Origin of the sequence: Aquisalimonas sp. 2447 (genome assembly GCF_012044895.1) — a bacterium.
Classification (GTDB): domain Bacteria; phylum Pseudomonadota; class Gammaproteobacteria; order Nitrococcales; family Aquisalimonadaceae; genus Aquisalimonas.
On record NZ_CP050695.1, the window covers coordinates 1,074,936 to 1,092,084 of the forward strand.

16 protein-coding genes are annotated in these 17,149 nt (G+C 66.0%); all 16 read left to right on the forward strand.

Going from position 1 to position 17,149, the window contains the following annotated elements; all coding sequences use genetic code 11:
• The first annotated feature begins 24 nt into the window (after window positions 1-24).
• The 16 genes from mtnA (at window position 25) to lapB (ending at window position 17,149) form a co-directional block, all read left to right on the forward strand.
• Window positions 25-1,095 (forward strand): S-methyl-5-thioribose-1-phosphate isomerase, encoded by a 1,071-nt coding sequence (gene mtnA / locus KU884_RS04970; RefSeq protein ID WP_167781579.1) that lies wholly within the window; start codon window positions 25-27, stop codon window positions 1,093-1,095.
• 49 nt (window positions 1,096-1,144) lie between these two features.
• Window positions 1,145-2,011, forward strand: a complete 867-nt coding sequence (locus tag KU884_RS04975) for an NYN domain-containing protein (protein WP_167781580.1) — start codon at window positions 1,145-1,147, stop codon at window positions 2,009-2,011.
• Window positions 2,008-2,355 carry a DUF3301 domain-containing protein gene (locus KU884_RS04980; RefSeq protein ID WP_167781581.1) on the forward strand — a complete coding sequence of 116 codons (348 nt, stop codon included), beginning with the start codon at window positions 2,008-2,010 and terminating at the stop codon, window positions 2,353-2,355. The genes KU884_RS04975 and KU884_RS04980 overlap by 4 nt, the downstream gene beginning before the upstream one ends.
• A 59-nt stretch (window positions 2,356-2,414) precedes the next feature.
• On the forward strand, window positions 2,415-2,942 hold the full coding sequence (locus tag KU884_RS04985; protein WP_167784123.1) for a peptidylprolyl isomerase: 528 nt from the start codon (window positions 2,415-2,417) through the stop codon (window positions 2,940-2,942).
• Between the two features lie 264 nt (window positions 2,943-3,206).
• Entirely contained in the window at window positions 3,207-5,801 is a 2,595-nt protein-coding gene (gene gyrA / locus KU884_RS04990; RefSeq protein WP_167781582.1) for a DNA gyrase subunit A, read from the forward strand.
• Window positions 5,802-5,888: 87 nt separating this feature from the next.
• Window positions 5,889-6,971, forward strand: coding sequence for a 3-phosphoserine/phosphohydroxythreonine transaminase (serC, locus tag KU884_RS04995; protein WP_167781583.1), 1,083 nt, complete (start codon window positions 5,889-5,891; stop codon window positions 6,969-6,971).
• Between the two features lie 55 nt (window positions 6,972-7,026).
• Window positions 7,027-8,196 carry a phosphoglycerate dehydrogenase gene (locus KU884_RS05000; RefSeq protein ID WP_167781584.1) on the forward strand — a complete coding sequence of 390 codons (1,170 nt, stop codon included), beginning with the start codon at window positions 7,027-7,029 and terminating at the stop codon, window positions 8,194-8,196.
• 19 nt (window positions 8,197-8,215) lie between these two features.
• Window positions 8,216-9,301, forward strand: coding sequence for a prephenate dehydratase (gene pheA / locus KU884_RS05005; protein WP_167781585.1), 1,086 nt, complete (start codon window positions 8,216-8,218; stop codon window positions 9,299-9,301).
• A gap of 20 nt (window positions 9,302-9,321) precedes the next feature.
• Entirely contained in the window at window positions 9,322-10,452 is a 1,131-nt protein-coding gene (gene hisC, locus KU884_RS05010; RefSeq protein ID WP_167781586.1) for a histidinol-phosphate transaminase, read from the forward strand.
• The gene (locus KU884_RS05015; protein ID WP_167781587.1) at window positions 10,452-11,336 is read left to right on the forward strand and encodes a prephenate dehydrogenase/arogenate dehydrogenase family protein; all 885 of its coding nucleotides are present in this window, start codon (window positions 10,452-10,454) and stop codon (window positions 11,334-11,336) included. The genes hisC and KU884_RS05015 overlap by 1 nt, the downstream gene beginning before the upstream one ends.
• 5 nt (window positions 11,337-11,341) lie before the next feature.
• Window positions 11,342-12,685 carry a 3-phosphoshikimate 1-carboxyvinyltransferase gene (gene aroA, locus KU884_RS05020; protein WP_371807956.1) on the forward strand — a complete coding sequence of 448 codons (1,344 nt, stop codon included), beginning with the start codon at window positions 11,342-11,344 and terminating at the stop codon, window positions 12,683-12,685.
• The gene (cmk, locus tag KU884_RS05025; RefSeq protein ID WP_167781589.1) at window positions 12,682-13,365 is read left to right on the forward strand and encodes a (d)CMP kinase; all 684 of its coding nucleotides are present in this window, start codon (window positions 12,682-12,684) and stop codon (window positions 13,363-13,365) included. The genes aroA and cmk overlap by 4 nt, the downstream gene beginning before the upstream one ends.
• 115 nt (window positions 13,366-13,480) lie before the next feature.
• On the forward strand, window positions 13,481-15,166 hold the full coding sequence (gene rpsA / locus KU884_RS05030) for a 30S ribosomal protein S1 (protein WP_167781590.1): 1,686 nt from the start codon (window positions 13,481-13,483) through the stop codon (window positions 15,164-15,166).
• A gap of 135 nt (window positions 15,167-15,301) precedes the next feature.
• Entirely contained in the window at window positions 15,302-15,583 is a 282-nt protein-coding gene (locus KU884_RS05035; protein WP_167781591.1) for an integration host factor subunit beta, read from the forward strand.
• A 94-nt stretch (window positions 15,584-15,677) separates the two neighbouring features.
• On the forward strand, window positions 15,678-15,971 hold the full coding sequence (locus tag KU884_RS05040) for a lipopolysaccharide assembly LapA domain-containing protein (RefSeq protein ID WP_167781592.1): 294 nt from the start codon (window positions 15,678-15,680) through the stop codon (window positions 15,969-15,971).
• An 8-nt stretch (window positions 15,972-15,979) separates the two neighbouring features.
• Window positions 15,980-17,149, forward strand: coding sequence for a lipopolysaccharide assembly protein LapB (lapB, locus tag KU884_RS05045; RefSeq protein WP_167781593.1), 1,170 nt, complete (start codon window positions 15,980-15,982; stop codon window positions 17,147-17,149).

The window sequence follows — 17,149 nt, forward strand, 5'->3', positions numbered from 1 at the left end:
TTGTCTCCAACGGAACCGCGAATCATGACCGACTTCGACACCATCCGCCCCGTCCATTGGGCTGACGACCACCTGGCGCTGCTGGATCAACGGCTGCTACCGGGGGAGACGCGCTGGCTGCGCTGCGATTCCGCCGACGCGGTGGCGGACGCCATCCGCGCCATGGTGGTGCGTGGTGCGCCGGCCATCGGCATTGCCGCAGCCTTCGGGGCGGTGCTGGCGGCGCGGGAAGCGGTGGCCGCGGCGCCGACGGACTGGCGTGGGCATTTGCGTGTGGCGCTGGAGCGTCTTGAGGGCGCGCGGCCTACGGCGGTGAATCTGCGCTGGGCGCTGCAGCGCCAGAGCGCGCGCCTTGAGGGTGATCCGCCTGATCCTGCGTCGGTATTGCTGGCGGAGGCGGAGGCCATTGCCACGGAGGATCTCGCGGCCAACCGGCGCATGGGCGAACTCGGGGCGGCGCTGATCACCAAGCCCGGCGGTGTCCTTACCCATTGCAATACCGGCTCCCTGGCGACGGCCGGCTATGGCACGGCGCTAGGGGTGATCCGCAGTGGCTGGGCGGCGGGGTGCATCACGCGGGTGTTTGCGGATGAGACGCGGCCCTGGCTGCAGGGGGCGCGCCTGACGGCCTGGGAGCTGTTGCAGGACGGCATCCCGGTGGAGCTGCTGGCCGACGGCGCGGCGCCGGCGCTGCTGCGTACCGGGGCGGTCAGCTGGGTGATCGTCGGCGCGGATCGGGTGACGGCCAATGGCGACGTGGCCAACAAGATCGGCACCTATGCGCTGGCCATTGCCGCGCGCCACCATGACGTCGGCTTCATGGTGGTGGCGCCGCGTTCCACGGTGGACATGGCAACCCCGGATGGTGATGCCATTACTATCGAGACCCGCGATGCCGACGAGCTTTTGTCGCTTGGCGGGCAACGGGTGGCCGCACCCGGTGCCGGTGCCTGGAATCCCGTGTTCGATGTAACTCCGGCGGCCCTTGTGGACGCCCTCGTGACTGAGCAGGGCGTGGTGCATTCCCCCGACGCCGGGCGCATGGCGACTGCATTCGGCGGCGACGCGCCGCGGGCGATGCCCGACGCGCCCTGATCGGGTAGAGTGTGGCGCCTGCGCCGCATGCACGGGAGGCGAACGCGGGATGACAGCTTCACTTCTGGGGGTCGGCCTCTACGTCGATGCTGCCAACATCCAGATCAATGGCGGCTTCGGCATGCAGTACGACGTCCTGCGCCGTTTCGCCTGCCGCGGGCATGCGGAGCCCGTGCGGCTGAACGCCTACATGATCTATGACGCCGAGCGCGCGGCCCGGGACCGGCAGTACGCCAACGGCACCAGCAATTTCTTCGCCTCGGTGCGGGAATACGGCTTCAAGGTCAACGTCAAGAACTACCGCTGGTATCGCGACGACGAGGGGAATGCCTACGCCAAGGCCAACTCCGATCTGGACATGGCGGTGGACGCCTTGCTGCAGTCCAGGAACCTGGGGCGAGTGGTGCTGGCCACCGGCGACGGTGATTTTGTTCAGGTGGTCCGGGCGCTTCAGAACCAGGGCTGCCGTGTGGAGGTGCTGGCCTTTGACAACGTGTCCCAGGCGTTGCGGCGGGAGGCGGACGTGTTCGTCTCCGGCTATACGGTGCCGGACCTGCTGCCGCCGCGCGGCGGCGAGGCGGGTGTGGCCTGGGGGCAGTCGGGTTCGCGGGTCCGCGGTATCTGCTATCACTACAAGCCCGATGGCTTCGGTTTCATGCGCTTCCTCACCACCATCTCGGATCAGCTGTGGATTACCGATACCCGTGATCCGCAGTCGCCCTATGCGTCGGCCTTCTTCCGGGACAGCGACTTGCCGGGCGGCGTGCGGCCGGGGGATCTGCCCAGCCACAATCGGATCTTCGAGTTCGATGTGGTGGCGTCAACGGTGAAGGAGGGTGGTCTGCAGGCTGCCAATATTCGGCAGATCTCCGCCCAGGGTACGCGCCTTGAGAACGGTGATGAGGGCGATGCATGACCGGCGAGGGGCTGTTGCTGGCGGTGCTGATTCTTGGCGCGCTGGCGTTGGCCTGGAGCACGTTGATGGCTGCCCAGGAGCAGGCGCGGCGTGGTGCCTCCCGTCGCTGCCGTGATCTCGGGCTGCAGTTCCTGGATGAGAGTCTGGTGCGGGTGCGTACTCGCCTCGGGCGCGGACGCAACGGCCGGTTGGGGCTGGTGCACTGGTACCGATTCGAGTTTTCCGCAGATGGCAGCCGCCGTCACGGTGGCATCATCGAAGTCGCCGGGCGTGCGGTCCGGCGGATTGAAATGGAGCCCTGGCCGCAGCCGGGGGAAGAGCCAAGGCAGGAGGGCGGAGTGTGAGCAGAGGGCGACGTTCTGTGTGGTGGCTGGCGGCGATTCCCGTCGTCGCCGTTTTGTTGATGGCCGCGCGCCTTGTAAGCGCCGGCGACGAGGAAAAGGAAGCGGATACAATGGTTGTTTTCGAGACAAACAAGGGGGATATCACCCTGGAGCTGTTCCCGGAGGAGGCGCCGGTCACTGTGGAGAATTTCCTCCAGTACGTGGACGACGGCTTCTACGACGGCACCATCTTCCATCGGGTCATCCCCGGTTTCGTGATCCAGGGCGGCGGTTTCGATAGCGACATGAATCAGAAATCCACCCGGGACCCGATCACCAACGAGGCGGACAACGGCCTGCAGAACAAGCGGGGTTACCTGTCCATGGCGCGCACCCAGCAGGTCAACAGCGCCACCTCGCAGTTCTTCATCAACCTGGATGACAATGCCTTCCTGGACCATGGCGTGCGTGATTTCGGCTACGCGGTGTTCGCCCGTGTCGTGGAGGGTATGGATGCGGTCGACCGCATTGCCGAGACGCCCACCGGCAGGCAGGACGTTCCGCAGGAAACCATCAAGGTGGAGAGCGCCCGGCGCGTCGAGCCCTGAAGAGTCCGGCGCAGCCCTGAGCGGCTGCGCCGGCCCGGGATGCCAGCAGGCCAGTCCGCGGCGCCCATGCCGATGCGCTCATGCTGTGGTATGATCGCCGTTTTTCCCGGACCGCGTCCTCTATTGTCGCGCCGCACTCGTGGCGGCCGGTGTCGGGCATGCCAATGCACTCGGGGCTTCTCCTGAGGAGCACGGCCCGCGCCAGCAACTGCGCGATCGCATCCGGACATACCGTACCGTCATTACAACGAGCCGAGAGCGTCGATGGCCAACGTCGCGAAAGAGATTCTGCCGGTCAATCTGGAAGACGAAATGAGGCAGTCGTACCTCGATTACGCCATGAGCGTGATCGTGGGGCGGGCTCTCCCCGATGTGCGCGACGGCCTCAAGCCTGTGCATCGCCGTGTGCTGTTCGCCATGCGGGTGCTCGGCAATGACTGGAACCGCCCGTACAAGAAATCGGCCCGCGTGGTCGGTGACGTCATCGGTAAGTATCACCCCCATGGCGATTCCGCCGTCTACGACACCATCGTGCGTATGGCCCAGTCCTTCGCCATGCGCTACATGCTGGTGGACGGCCAGGGCAACTTCGGTTCCGTGGACGGCGATGCCGCCGCAGCCATGCGGTATACCGAAGTGCGCATGGCGCGCATTGCCCACGAGCTGCTGGCGGACATCGACAAGGAAACCGTCGATCTCATCGACAACTACGACGGTTCCGAGCAGGAGCCGGCGGTGCTGCCGGCGCGGTTCCCGAACCTGCTGGTCAACGGTGGCTCCGGTATCGCCGTGGGCATGGCCACCAATATTCCGCCGCACAACCTCGGCGAGGTGATCGACGCCAGTGTCGCGCTGATCGACGACGATACCCTCACCGTTGACGATCTTCTGGAGTATCTGCCGGGCCCGGACCTGCCCACCGGCGCCATCATCAATGGCGTCAGCGGAATTCACGAGGCCTACCGCACCGGTCGCGGGCGCCTGATCATGCGTGCCCGCACCGAGGTCGAGGAGGATCCGAAGTCCGGCAAGCAGACTATCGTGGTCAAGGAGTTGCCCTACCAGGTCAACAAGGCGCGGCTGCTGGAGAAGATCGCCGAGCTGGTCAAGGAAAAGCGTATCGAGGGCATCACCGAGCTGCGTGACGAGTCCGACAAGGACGGCATGCGCATGGTCATCGAGCTGCGCCGCGGCGAAGTGGCGGAGGTGGTGCTGAACAACCTGTTCCAGCAGACCCAGATGCAGACTGTTTTCGGCATCAATATGGTGGCCCTGGTGGACGGCCAGCCGCAGCTGCTCAGCCTGCGCGACGTGCTGGACGCCTTCCTGCGCCACCGCCGCGAGGTGGTCACCCGGCGCACCATGTACGACCTGCGCAAGGCGCGGGAGCGGGCCCATGTACTGGAAGGGCTTGCCGTGGCGCTGGCCAATATCGACCCGGTGATCGAGCTGATCAAGGCCTCACCCGGCCCCGGCGAGGCGAAGGAAGCCCTCACCGGGCGCCTGTGGGCGCCGGGCATCGTCAACGAGATGCTGGAGCGTGCCGGCGCTCAGGCGTCGCGCCCCGACGGCCTGGCGTCCGGCTACGGCCTCACCGAGGGCGGCTACCAGCTCACCGAGACCCAGGCCCAGGCCATCCTGGATCTGCGCCTGCACCGGCTTACGGGCCTGGAACAGGACAAGATCCGCGACGAATACCGGGAACTGCTGGAGCGCATTGCCGATCTCATCGACATCCTGGACAGCACCGACCGGCTCATGGAAGTGATCCGCGAGGAGTTGGTGGCGGTCAAGGAGCAGTTCGGTGACGCCCGCAAGTCCGAGATCGTGCGCGACCATATCGATCTCACCATGGAGGACCTGATCACCCCCGAGGATGTGGTGGTGACGCTCTCCCACCAGGGCTACGCCAAGTACCAGCAGCTGGACACCTATCGCGCCCAGCGGCGCGGCGGGCGTGGCAAGAGCGCCACGGCCATGAAGGACGAGGATTTCGTCGATCAGCTGTTCGTGGCCAATACCCACGACATGCTGTTGTGCTTCTCCAGTCACGGCAAGTGCTACTGGCTGCGCGTCTACGAGCTGCCCCAGGGCAGCCGTGGCTCCCGCGGCAAGCCCATCGTCAATCTGCTGCCGCTGGAGAACGACGAGCGTATCAACGCGGTGCTGCCGGTGCAGGAGTTCACCGAGGACCGTTTCGTGTTCATGGCCACGCGCAGTGGCACCGTGAAGAAAACGCCGCTGACCCATTTCTCGCGGCCGCGCAGCAACGGCATCATCGCCCTGGATCTGCGCGGCGAGGACAGCCTGGTCAACGTTGGCATTACCGACGGCGAGCGGGACGTGATGCTGCTCAGCAGTGCCGGCAAGGCCGTGCGATTCGCAGAGAGCGAGGTGCGCGCCATGGGCCGGGGCGCTGCCGGGGTGCGCGGTATGCGACTGGACGCGGGACAGCAGGTGATTGCCCTGCTCATCCTCGGCGAGGGCGATATCCTCACCGCCACCGAGAATGGCTACGGCAAGCGCACGCCGCTGGCGGACTACCCGCGGCGCGGGCGCGGCACCATGGGTGTGATCTCCATCCGCACCGGCGATCGCAACGGCGACGTCGTTGGCGCCACACAGGTGGTGGATGGTGACGAGGTCATGCTGATTACCCGCGGCGGCACCCTGGTGCGCACGCCGGTGCATGACATCTCCGTCCTGAGCCGCAACACCCAGGGCGTGAAACTGATCAGCCTGGATACCGACGAGACCCTCATGGGCGTGACCCGGGTCGAGGCACTGGATGACGAGGAAGGCGCGGACGCGACGGCCGAGCCGTTCGACGACGACGCGCCAGGCGACGACGAGACCTGAGAACCCCCGGTCCGGTCGTCGCGCAGGGAAACGGCGAGCCATTCCCGCGTCAACGATTCATTTCGGAACCAAGGGGAGACATTGATAATGTCCAGAGTGTACAACTTCAGCGCCGGACCGGCCGTGTTGCCGGAAGCCGTGCTCGAGAAGGCTGCCGGGGAGATGCTCGACTGGCATGGCTCCGGCATGGGCGTCATGGAAATGAGCCATCGCGGCAAGGAGTTCGTCTCCATCGCCGCCGAGGCCGAGCAGGATCTGCGCGATCTCCTGAACGTGCCCGACAACTACAAGGTGCTGTTCCTCCAGGGTGGCGCCACCGGGCAGTTCTCCGCGATTCCCATGAACCTGCTGCGCGGCGGTGACCGGGCCGACTACATCAATACCGGCTCCTGGTCCGAGAAGGCCATCAAGGAGGCGAAGAAGTACTGCCAGGTGAACGTCGCCTGGGGGGCGAACGAGAAGACCCCGATGCACATCGGTGCCCCGTCCGAGTGGCAGCTGGATCCGAAGGCGTCGTATGTGCACTTCACCCCGAACGAGACCATTTCCGGCGTGGAGTTCCACTGGGTGCCCGACACCGGTGATGTGCCGCTGGTGGCGGACATGTCCTCCACCATCCTGTCCCGGCCCATCGACGTCTCGAAGTACGGCCTGATCTACGCCGGCGCGCAGAAGAACATCGGCCCCGCCGGGCTGACCATCGTCATCGTGCGCGACGACCTGATCGGTGACGTGCTGCCGCAGACCCCGGCGGTGTGGGACTACAAGGTCCAGGCGGACGCCGACTCCATGTCCAACACCCCGCCCACCTATGGCTGGTACCTGGCAGGGCTGGTGTTCAAGTGGCTCAAGGAGCAGGGCGGTCTGGAGGCCATGGCAGAGATCAACAAGCGCAAGGCCGACAAGCTCTACGCCGAGATCGACGACAACCCGTTCTACAGCAATCCGGTGGACCCGGCCTGCCGCTCCTGGATGAACGTGCCGTTCGTCCTCGCCGACGACAGCCTCAACGACACCTTCCTCAAGGAAGCCGAGGCGGCGGGGCTCAGCACGCTGAAGGGGCATCGCAGCGTCGGCGGCATGCGCGCGAGCATCTACAACGCAATGCCCGAAGCCGGTGTCGACCGCCTGATCGAATTCATGCAGGACTTCGCGCGCCGCAACGGGTGAGTGTGCCCGTTTGCCTGCGCGCACGTCGTTTTCTGCCATTGACCAAGGAGTAACCATGTACAAGATTCAGACGCTGAACAACATTTCCGCCAAGGGCCTCGAGCGTCTCCCCCGCGACAGCTACGAGACGGCGACGGAGATCCAGAACCCGGACGCCATCCTGCTGCGCTCCTACAAGATGCACGACATGGAAATGCCGGAGTCCGTGCTGGCGGTGGGCCGTGCCGGTGCCGGTGTGAACAACATCCCCGTCGAGGCCATGACCGACTACGGCGTTCCGGTGTTCAACACCCCCGGCGCCAACGCGAATGCCGTCAAGGAACTGGTGATCGCCGGTATGTTCCTGGCCGCCCGGAACATCTGCCAGGCATGGGATTACACCCGTAATCTGGATGGTGATGACGCGTCGCTGAGCAAGGAAGTGGAGGCGGGCAAGAAGCACTACCGCGGTTTCGAACTGCCGGGGCGTACCCTGGGCGTGATCGGTCTGGGTGCCATCGGCGTCAAGGTGGCCAACGCCGCCCGGGCGCTGGGCATGCACGTGGTGGGCTTCGACCCGGGCATCACCGTGAGCAGTGCCTGGGCGCTGGAGGCGGGTGTGCGCCAGGCCCACAGTGTGGATGAGCTGGTCAGTCGCAGCGACATGATCTCCCTGCATGTGCCCTACAACGACCACACCGCCAACCTGATCAACGCCGAGCGCGTCGGCATGCTGCGCAAGGGCGGCGCGGTGCTCAATTTCTCCCGCGCTGGCATCGTCGATGACCAGGCGGTGGTGGATGCCCTGGATTCGGGCCATCTGACTGCCTACATCAACGACTTCCCCACCAATCTCACCAAGAACCACCCGCGCTGCGTCACGCTGCCGCACCTGGGTGCGTCCACGGGCGAGGCCGAGGACAATTGCGCCATCATGGTGGCCGACCAGGTGCGTGACTACCTGGAGAACGGCAATATCAAGAACTCGGTGAACTTCCCGGAGGTGAACATGCCGCGGGCCGAAGAGTGTGAGCGTATGACGGTGGTCAACGCCAACGTGCCCAACATGCTCGGTCAGATCTCCACCACCCTGGCGGACGCGGGACTGAACATCGATGATATGTACAACAAGTCCCGCGGCGAAATCGCCTACACCGTGGTGGACGTGCACGGCACCATCCCCCGGGAAGTGGCCGACGTGATCCGCGGGATCAAGGGTGTGCTCAAGGTGCGGGTGCTCGACTGACGCCCCCGGAGAAGGCGGCATGACCGACCGGCAACAGCTCAGTGAGGTGCGCGCGCGCATCGATGAAGTCGACCGGCAGGTGCTCGCGCTGGTCAGCGAGCGCGGGCGCCTGGCCCAGGACGTGGCCCGCATCAAGCGGGAGCACGGCGAGCAGGGCGACTTCTACCGTCCGGAACGCGAACAGGAGGTGCTGCGGCGCATCCAGTCTCTCAACGAGGGGCCGCTGTCCGACGAGGTCGTCGCCCGCCTGTTCCGGGAGATCATGTCCGCCTGTCTGGCCCTGCAGCAGCCGCTGAAGGTGGGGTTTCTCGGGCCCGAGGGGACCTTCACCCAGGCGGCGGCGTTCAAGCAGTTCGGCCATGACGTGCAGTTGCAGCCGCTGGCCACCATCGACTCCATCTTCCGCGAGGTGGAGGCCGGCGACATGAACTACGGCGTGGTGCCGGTGGAGAACTCCACCGAAGGCGTGGTCAACCATACCCTGGACTGCTTCCTCACCTCGCCGTTGCAGGTGGTGGGCGAGGTGGAACTGCGTATCCAGCAGAACCTCGCCAGTCGGGAAAGCGATCTTGCGGCGGTGCAGCGGGTGTATTCCCATCACCAGGGACTGGCCCAGTGCCGGGCCTGGCTGGATCAGCACCTGCCCGGTATCGAGCGGGTCACCGTGGACAGTACCGCCGAGGCGGCCCGCATTGCCGCCACCGAGGCGGGCAGCGCCGCCGTGGCCGGCGATGCCGCCATTACCCTGTATCAGCTCACGACCCTGGCCGAGGGCATCGAGGATATCCACGGCAATACCACCCGGTTCCTGGTGATCGGCCGGCAGTCGCCACCGCCCACCGGCGACGACAAGACGTCCCTGGTGGTCTCCCGCGCTGACCGGCCGGGCGGTCTGGTGAATCTGCTGCAGCCCCTGGCGCGGCACGACATCAACATGACGCGCCTGGATGCCCGGCCCTCACGTCAGGGTGTCTGGGAGTACGCCTTCTTTATCGATCTGCTGGGCCACGCCGACGATGAGCATGTACGCGCGGCCCTGGCGGAGATGAGCGAGGAGGCGTCGCTGTTCCGCGTGCTCGGGTCTTACCCCCGGGCGGCACGATAATCCCATCCCGTGGAGTCATCATGACCGAGCTGCGATCTGCTTTCGAGCAACTGGCCGTGGAGGGTGTTCGGAGTCTGCAACCCTATGAGCCGGGCAAGCCCATGGAGGAATTGCAGCGGGAGTACGGGCTCACCGACATCATCAAGCTCGCGTCCAACGAGAACCCCCGCGGACCCGGTGAGAGCGCCCTGGCGGCGGCCCGTGAAGCGGCGGCGACCATGCACCGGTATCCGGACGGCAATGGTTTCCGCCTCAAGCACGCCATCGCCACCCACCACGGCGTGGCGCCGGAGGCGATCACCCTGGGCAACGGCTCCAACGACGTCCTCGCCCTGGTGGCGCAGGTGTTCCTGGGGCCGGGGCGCGAGGCGGTGTTCTCCGAGCACGCCTTCGCGGTCTATCCCATTGTCACCCTGGCCGCCGGAGCGCAGGCGCGGGTGGCGCCGGCGCTGGGTCCAGAAAGCGGCATGCCCCGGGGGCACGACCTGGAGGCCATGCTGAGCCTGATCAACGATGATACCCGGGTCGTGTTCGTGGCCAATCCCAATAACCCCACCGGCACCTGGGTGGAGCGGGAGGCCCTGAAGACGTTCCTGCAGTCCCTTCCGGAGCACGTCATCGCCGTGGTGGACGAGGCTTACTGCGAGTACGCCGAGGACACGCGCATGCCGGATGCCACCCAGTGGCTGAGCGCGTTCCCGAACCTGGTGGTCACGCGCACCTTCTCGAAGATCCACGGCCTTTCGGGCCTGCGGGCCGGCTACAGCCTGTGCCATCCGGCGGTGGCCGACCTGTTCAACCGCGTGCGCCAGCCGTTCAACATGAACAGCTGTGCGCAGGCGGCCGCGGAGGCGGCGCTCGCCGACACCGACTACGTACGGGAGTCGGTGACGCTGAACAACACCCAGCGGGAGTGGCTGCGGGGTGAGCTGGACGCCCTGGGGCTGGATGTGCTGCCTTCGGCGGCGAATTTCCTCTGCGTGCGCGTGGGCGATGCCGCCGCCGTGAACGAAGGACTGTTGCGCGCCGGTGTCATCGTGCGGCCGGTGGCGGGCTACGGTCTGCCGGAGTGGATCCGCGTGACCATCGGCCTGCCACAGGAAAACCAACGCTTCGTTCAAGCCCTGCGCAACATCCTGGGAAAGGACTGATGGCTGCCGCAGGCCTGCAGTCCGTAGCGCTGATCGGGGTCGGGCTGATCGGTGGCTCCTGGGCCCTGGGGTTGCGCGAGGCCGGGCTCGTGGATGGCACCGTCACCGGTTGCGGACGGTCGCTGGATAACCTGGAGACGGCGCGGGAGCGGGGCATCATCGACCACGCCACCACGGATCTGCGGGACGCCGTGGGTGGCGCCGATCTCGTGGTGCTGTCGGTCCCTCTCGGCGCCGTGCGCGGCGTGCTGGAGACCATCCGCGATGACCTGGCCGATCACGCTATCGTGACGGACGTGGGTAGCGCCAAGCAGTGCGTTGTCGATGATGCCCGGCAGGTACTGGGCGATGCCGCCAGCCGTTTCGTCCCGGGGCATCCCATTGCCGGCAATGAGAAGAGCGGGGCCGCCGCCGCATTCCCGGAACTGTTCCGCGGCCGCCGCGTGATTCTTACCCCGGAGGCGGACACTGAGCGGGCCGCCGTGGAGCGAGTGCGGGCCCTGTGGGAAGCCGTTGGAGCGAGCGTTGCTTGCATGACCGCGGCGCACCACGACGACGTGCTTGCGGCCACCTCCCATCTGCCGCACATGCTGGCCTACTCCCTGGTGGACACCCTGTCGCGCTGGTCGGACCGCGACGAAGTCTTCGCCTACGCTGCCGGCGGCTTTCGCGACTTCACCCGTATTGCCTCCAGCGACCCGGAGATGTGGCGGGATATCTGCCTGGCCAACCGGGAGGCGCTGCTGGAGGCCATGGAGCGCTACATGGCGGACCTGCAGGAACTCCGGGAGGCCGTGCGTCACGGTGACGGCGATCGCCTGGAGGCCGTGTTCAGTCACGCCAAGGCCACCCGCGACCGTTTCGTCGCCATGCTGGAATCCTAAGGATCATCATCGTGAGTCAGTCAGCGCCCCCCGTCGATTTTCAGGTTCACCCCGGCGGCGCCCTGCATGGTCGCTTCCGTGTGCCGGGTGACAAGTCCATGTCCCACCGCGCGGTGATGCTGGGTGCCCTGGCAGAGGGGGACACCGAGGTCAGCGGTTTCCTGGAGGGGGCCGACGCCCTGGCGACCCTGGAGGCATTCCGGCGCATGGGCGTGAGCATCGAGGGGCCGCGCCACGGGGAGCTGCGTATCCGCGGTGTGGGCCTGCACGGCCTGCGTGCCGCCGATGGCCCGCTGGACGTTGGCAACTCGGGCACCTCCATGCGTTTGCTGGCCGGGTTGCTCGCCGGTCAGCGCTTCGACTCCGTGCTGACCGGGGATGACTCGCTGCGCCGGCGCCCCATGGGACGCGTGACCGAGCCCCTCGCCACCATGGGGGCGCGCATCGAGGCCACGCCGGAGGGAACGGCGCCGCTGCACATCCGGGGGGACCAGTCACTGCAGGGCGTCCGTTACGAAATGCCGGTGGCCAGCGCCCAGGTGAAATCGGCGCTACTGCTGGCCGGGCTGTACGCCGACGGCGAGACCTGGGTGCACGAACCGGCACCGACCCGTGATCACACCGAGCGCATGCTGCAGGGCTTCGGCTATCCGGTGCAGCGCCAGGGCGCCTGGTCCGGGGTCAGCGGCGGCGGCCGACTGCAGGGCGGTGCCCTGGACGTACCGGCGGATATCTCTTCGGCGGCGTTCTTCCTGGTAGGGGCGAGTATCGCCGCCGGCAGCGACCTGGTCCTCGAGCATGTGGGCATCAACCCCACGCGGACCGGCGTGCTGGATGTGCTGGGCCACATGGGCGCCGACATCGAAATTCGTAATCGCCGGGAGTCGGGCGGCGAGGAGGTGGGCGACCTGCGTGTGCAGGCACGCCCGCTGCACGGGCTGACCATCCCGGAACGGCTGGTGCCCCTGGCCATCGACGAGTTCCCGGCGCTGTTCATCGCCGCTGCCTGCGCCCACGGTCGCACGGTGCTCACCGGCGCCCGCGAGCTGCGGGTGAAGGAGAGTGATCGCATAGCGGTCATGGCAGATGGTCTGGCCGCCGTGGGCATCCACGCGGAGCCGCGGGAGGATGGCATAGTGATCGAGGGCGGCCGTATCCGTGGTGGTACCGTGGACAGTCATGGCGACCACCGCATTGCCATGGCGTTCGCCATGGCGGGGCTGGTGAGCGAGGCGCCGATCACTATTCGCAACTGTCGCAACGTGGACACGTCGTTCCCCGGTTTCGTCGTCCTGGCCCGCGAGGCCGGCGCAAACGTGGAAGAGATGCACGACGGGGAGGCGCAATGACGAGCACAATGATTCCGGTGCTGGCCGTGGACGGGCCGGGCGGCTCCGGCAAGGGGACCGTCTGTCGGGCAGTGACCGACGCCATGGGTTGGCACCTGCTCGACAGCGGCGCCATCTACCGGGCCCTGGCGGTGGCTGCCCGCAACCGCGGCGTCGATGCGGACCAGCCCGATCGGCTGGCCGACGTGGCGCGCAGTCTGAACGTGGTGTTCGAGCCGGTACCCGACGGTGATGTGCGGGTGCTGGTGGACGGCGACGACGTGACCCTGGACCTGCGCAGTGAGACGACCGGTGATCTCGCCTCCCGGGTTGCCGCGGTTCCGGCGGCCCGTGACGCGCTGTTGCAGCGGCAGCGCGATTTCCGCAAACGCCCGGGGCTGGTCGCCGACGGCAGGGACATGGGGACGGTGGTGTTTCCCGACGCCACGGTGAAGGTGTTTCTCACTGCCAGTGCCGAGGAACGCGCCCGGAGGCGTCATAAACAGTTGAAGGATCAGGGGGTTGATGTTACTCTCGCCAGTCTTCTGGACGAGATCGCCGTCCGGGACCAGCGGGATCGCAACCGCGAAGTTGCGCCGTTGGTGCCCGCGGCAGACGCCGAAGAGCTTGATACCACAGGCGTCCCCGTGGAAGACGTCGTCCAACGGGTACTCAAGCTGCTGCGAAACAAGCTATCATAGAGGATTATCCCGGGTGGTCGTCAGGCAAGGTGCCCGCCGACCGGTTTTATTCACTAACGCAACCACAGGCATCGGTCCGCGCCCGCGCGGTGGATGCTCCAGGATTAACTGACCAATGACCGAAAGCTTTGCCGAACTGTTTGAACAGAGCCTCGCCCAGACCGACATGCGCCCCGGCGCCATCGTCACGGGCAAGGTGGTGGACATCCGCGGTGACCATGTGGTGGTCAACGCTGGGCTGAAGTCCGAGGCCGTGATCCCCGCCAACGAGTTCTACGGGGAAAACGGGCAGATCGAGGTCGGCGTCGGCGACGAAGTCGAAGTCGCGCTGGACGCCGTGGAGGACGGTTTCGGCGAAACGCGTCTGTCCCGCGAAAAAGCCAAGCGGGCCCATGCCTGGAAGCATCTCGAGACCGCCTACGAGAATGGCGAGACCGTGACCGGCATCATCAGCGGCAAGGTCAAGGGCGGCTTCACGGTCGATCTCAAGCACATCCGCGCCTTCCTGCCGGGTTCCCTGGTGGATATCCGGCCCGTGCGGGACACCACCTACCTGGAAGGCCGCGAGCTCGAGTTCAAGGTCATTAAGCTGGACGAGCGCCGCAACAACGTGGTCGTCTCCCGCCGCGCGGTGGTCGAAGAAGAGTACAGCGCCGAGCGCGAAGCCCTGCTGGAGCGCCTGCAGGAAGGCCAGCAGCTCAAGGGCATCGTCAAGAACCTCACCGACTACGGTGCCTTCGTGGACCTGGGCGGTATCGACGGCCTGCTGCATATCACCGACATGGCCTGGCGCCGCGTGAAGCACCCCTCCGAGGTGGTGGAAGTCGGCCAGGAGATCGAGGTCAAGGTCCTCAAGTTCGACCGTGAGCGCAACCGGGTCTCCCTGGGTCTCAAGCAGCTGGGCGAGGATCCGTGGGAGAACATCGCCAACCGCTACCCGGAGAGCACCCGCGTGGTGGGCCGCGTGACCAACATCACCGACTACGGCTGCTTCGTGGAAATCGAGGAAGGCGTGGAAGGCCTGGTGCACGTCTCCGAAATGGACTGGACCAACAAGAACGTCAACCCTGGCAAGGTTGTGGCCGTGGGTGACGAGGTTGAGGTCATGGTGCTCGACATCGACGGCGAGCGCCGTCGCATTTCCCTGGGCATCAAGCAGTGCCAGGCCAACCCCTGGGAGCTGTTCGCTGCCACCCACAACAAGGGCGATCGCGTCTCCGGTCAGATCAAGTCCATCACCGACTTCGGCATCTTCGTTGGCCTGGAAGGCGGTATCGACGGCCTGGTGCACCTGTCCGACCTCTCCTGGGACGACACCGGCGAAGAGGCGGTGCGCAACTTCAAGAAGGGCGACGAAGTCGAGGCCGTGGTGCTGTCCGTGGATGCCGACCGCGAGCGTATCTCGCTGGGCATCAAGCAGATGGAAGACGATCCCTTCTCTGCCTGGATGGCCGATCATCCGAAGGGCAGCATGGTCAAGGGCACGATCCGGGAAGTGGATGCCAAGGGTGCGGTCATCGACCTGGGTGACGGCGTCGAAGGCGTGTTGCGCGCTTCGGATATCTCCCGGGAACGGGTGGACGATGCCCGGAGCCACCTCAAGGAGGGCGAGGAGGTGGAAGCCAAGTTCGTCGGCGTTGACCGCAAGAACCGCTCCATCAGCCTCTCCATCAAGGCAAAGGACTACCAGGAAGAGACCAAGGCCGTGCAGGACTACAGCCGTGGCAGCGCCACCGCAGGGACCACCACGCTCGGCGATCTGCTCAAGGAGCAGATGGACAGCGGCAGTCAGGACGACTGAGGCGGCGTCCATGTCCGGGTGACGGCGTAACGGGCCGTCACCCGGATCTCTCCTGAAACGCTCCATTCATCGGTTTGCCGGCAGTGAAGCCCAGCGGGGACTGCCCGAACCGCACGGAATCGTCTGGACACCAGAATGACGAAATCCGAATTAATCGAAGTCATTGCAACCAAACAGCAGCATCTGGCCTACCGGGACGTCGAGGTGGCCGTGAAGACGTTGCTTGAGCACATGAGTGAGGCGTTGTCGTCGGGGTACCGGATCGAGATCCGTGGCTTCGGCAGTTTTTCGCTGCACCACCGGCCACCACGGATCGGGCGCAACCCGAAAACGGGTGATCCCGTTGCCCTGCCGGCGAAGTATGTGCCACATTTTAAGCCGGGGAAGGAGTTGCGGCAGCGTGTCAACGGCGAATAGCCAGCGGCCTGCGTGCCGCAGCGCTGTTGCCCACCGCGGTGATCATTCCTGGCGCCGCCGCGTGCGCCCTCATTTCGGCGGGAGATGAAGTCTTATGCGTCGGTTGCTCGGGTTGGCGGCAATTCTTCTCATCATCCTGTTCGGATTGAGTTTCTCCCTTCTTAACGCCACTCGCGTGGATGTCGATTACTACTTCGGCGCCATCGGCATGCCGTTGTCGCTGGCACTGGTCGCGGCGCTGATCGTCGGCGCCGTGCTCGGTGTTCTCAGTGCACTGGGCGTGGTGCTGGGGAAGCAGCGGGAGCTGCGCCGCTTGCGCAAACGCGTGCGCGACAGTGAAAAAGAGCTGAGTGAGCTGCGCCGCCTGCCCCTGAAGGATAACCACTAGGCCCCGGCATGCTGGAACTCTTCTGGCTCCTGCTCCCGGTTGCCGCCCTCTCCGGGTGGATCATCGGGCGTCGCGGCCGCCCCGCGGGCGACCGTTCCGGGCCCGGTGACGGGCTCCGGGGAGACTACTTCCAGGGTCTCAACTACCTGCTCAACGAACAGCCGGACAAGGCCATCGAGGTCTTTACGCGCATGGTGGAGGTGGACTCCGACACCGTAGAGACCCACATGGCCCTGGGCAATCTCTTCCGCCGGCGCGGTGAGGTGGATCGGGCCATTCGCATCCACCAGAACCTGATTGCGCGGCCGTCCCTGAATCGCGAACAGCGCACTCTGGCCCTGCTGGAACTGGGCGAGGACTACCTGCGGGCCGGGCTGCTCGATCGTGCCGAGAACCTCTTTCAGGAGGTCGTGGAAACCGGCAACTACATGCCCCAGGCGCTGACTCACCTGCTCGACATCTACCAGCAGGAGAAGGAGTGGGAAAACGCCATTCACGTGGCGGCAAGGCTCGAGCAGCAATCCGACCGCACCATGGGCCCACGGATTGCCCAGTTCTATTGCGAGCAGGTGGAGGCTGCCTGGCGCCAGGGCGAGATCAATCATGCCCGCAACCTAATCAAGCGTGCACTGACGGCGGATCCGGATTGTGTGCGTGCCAGCATTCTGCAGGGCGATATCGAGCGCAGTGTGGGCAACTACAAGCAGGCCCTGAAATGCTATCAGCGGGTGCGCGACCAGGACCGTGACTACCTGCCGGAAGTACTGGTGGGACTGCATGAGTGTTATACCCAGCTGGGCCGTGCGGACGGGTTCCGGCAGTTCCTGGAGGGCGTGCAGCGGGAGTATGCCGGTGCCTCGGTGGTGCTGGCTCTGGCCGAGCGCATCCGCCAGGAGGACGGGGAGGACGCGGCCGCACGCTACCTGGTGGCGCAACTTCGGGCCCGTCCCTCGGTCCGCGGTCTGAACCGGTTGATCGAGCTGAATCTGGGGCGCTCCGGCCAGGCGGATGGCGAGGATCTGGAAGTGCTGCGGGAGCTGTTCCATTCCCTGCTTCGGGATCGACCGGGCTACGCCTGCCGCAGCTGTGGCTTCCAGGCGCGAACCATGCACTGGCACTGCCCGAGCTGCCGTTCCTGGGCCACCATCAAGCCGATCCACGGCGTCCAGGGGGAGTGA

What these genes read in the sequence shown, in the direction of transcription:
- KU884_RS05015 (WP_167781587.1), top strand. Translation starts at nt 10,452, where the DNA reads ATGGCTGCCGCAGGCCTGCAGTCCGTAGCGCTGATCGGGGTCGGGCTG.
- lapB (WP_167781593.1), top strand. Translation starts at nt 15,980, where the DNA reads ATGCTGGAACTCTTCTGGCTCCTGCTCCCGGTTGCCGCCCTCTCCGGG.
- gyrA (WP_167781582.1), top strand. Translation starts at nt 3,207, where the DNA reads ATGGCCAACGTCGCGAAAGAGATTCTGCCGGTCAATCTGGAAGACGAA.
- KU884_RS05000 (WP_167781584.1), top strand. Translation starts at nt 7,027, where the DNA reads ATGTACAAGATTCAGACGCTGAACAACATTTCCGCCAAGGGCCTCGAG.
- KU884_RS04985 (WP_167784123.1), top strand. Translation starts at nt 2,415, where the DNA reads ATGGCCGCGCGCCTTGTAAGCGCCGGCGACGAGGAAAAGGAAGCGGAT.
- pheA (WP_167781585.1), top strand. Translation starts at nt 8,216, where the DNA reads ATGACCGACCGGCAACAGCTCAGTGAGGTGCGCGCGCGCATCGATGAA.
- KU884_RS04980 (WP_167781581.1), top strand. Translation starts at nt 2,008, where the DNA reads ATGACCGGCGAGGGGCTGTTGCTGGCGGTGCTGATTCTTGGCGCGCTG.
- serC (WP_167781583.1), top strand. Translation starts at nt 5,889, where the DNA reads ATGTCCAGAGTGTACAACTTCAGCGCCGGACCGGCCGTGTTGCCGGAA.
- cmk (WP_167781589.1), top strand. Translation starts at nt 12,682, where the DNA reads ATGACGAGCACAATGATTCCGGTGCTGGCCGTGGACGGGCCGGGCGGC.
- KU884_RS04975 (WP_167781580.1), top strand. Translation starts at nt 1,145, where the DNA reads ATGACAGCTTCACTTCTGGGGGTCGGCCTCTACGTCGATGCTGCCAAC.
- KU884_RS05035 (WP_167781591.1), top strand. Translation starts at nt 15,302, where the DNA reads ATGACGAAATCCGAATTAATCGAAGTCATTGCAACCAAACAGCAGCAT.
- KU884_RS05040 (WP_167781592.1), top strand. Translation starts at nt 15,678, where the DNA reads ATGCGTCGGTTGCTCGGGTTGGCGGCAATTCTTCTCATCATCCTGTTC.
- rpsA (WP_167781590.1), top strand. Translation starts at nt 13,481, where the DNA reads ATGACCGAAAGCTTTGCCGAACTGTTTGAACAGAGCCTCGCCCAGACC.
- mtnA (WP_167781579.1), top strand. Translation starts at nt 25, where the DNA reads ATGACCGACTTCGACACCATCCGCCCCGTCCATTGGGCTGACGACCAC.
- hisC (WP_167781586.1), top strand. Translation starts at nt 9,322, where the DNA reads ATGACCGAGCTGCGATCTGCTTTCGAGCAACTGGCCGTGGAGGGTGTT.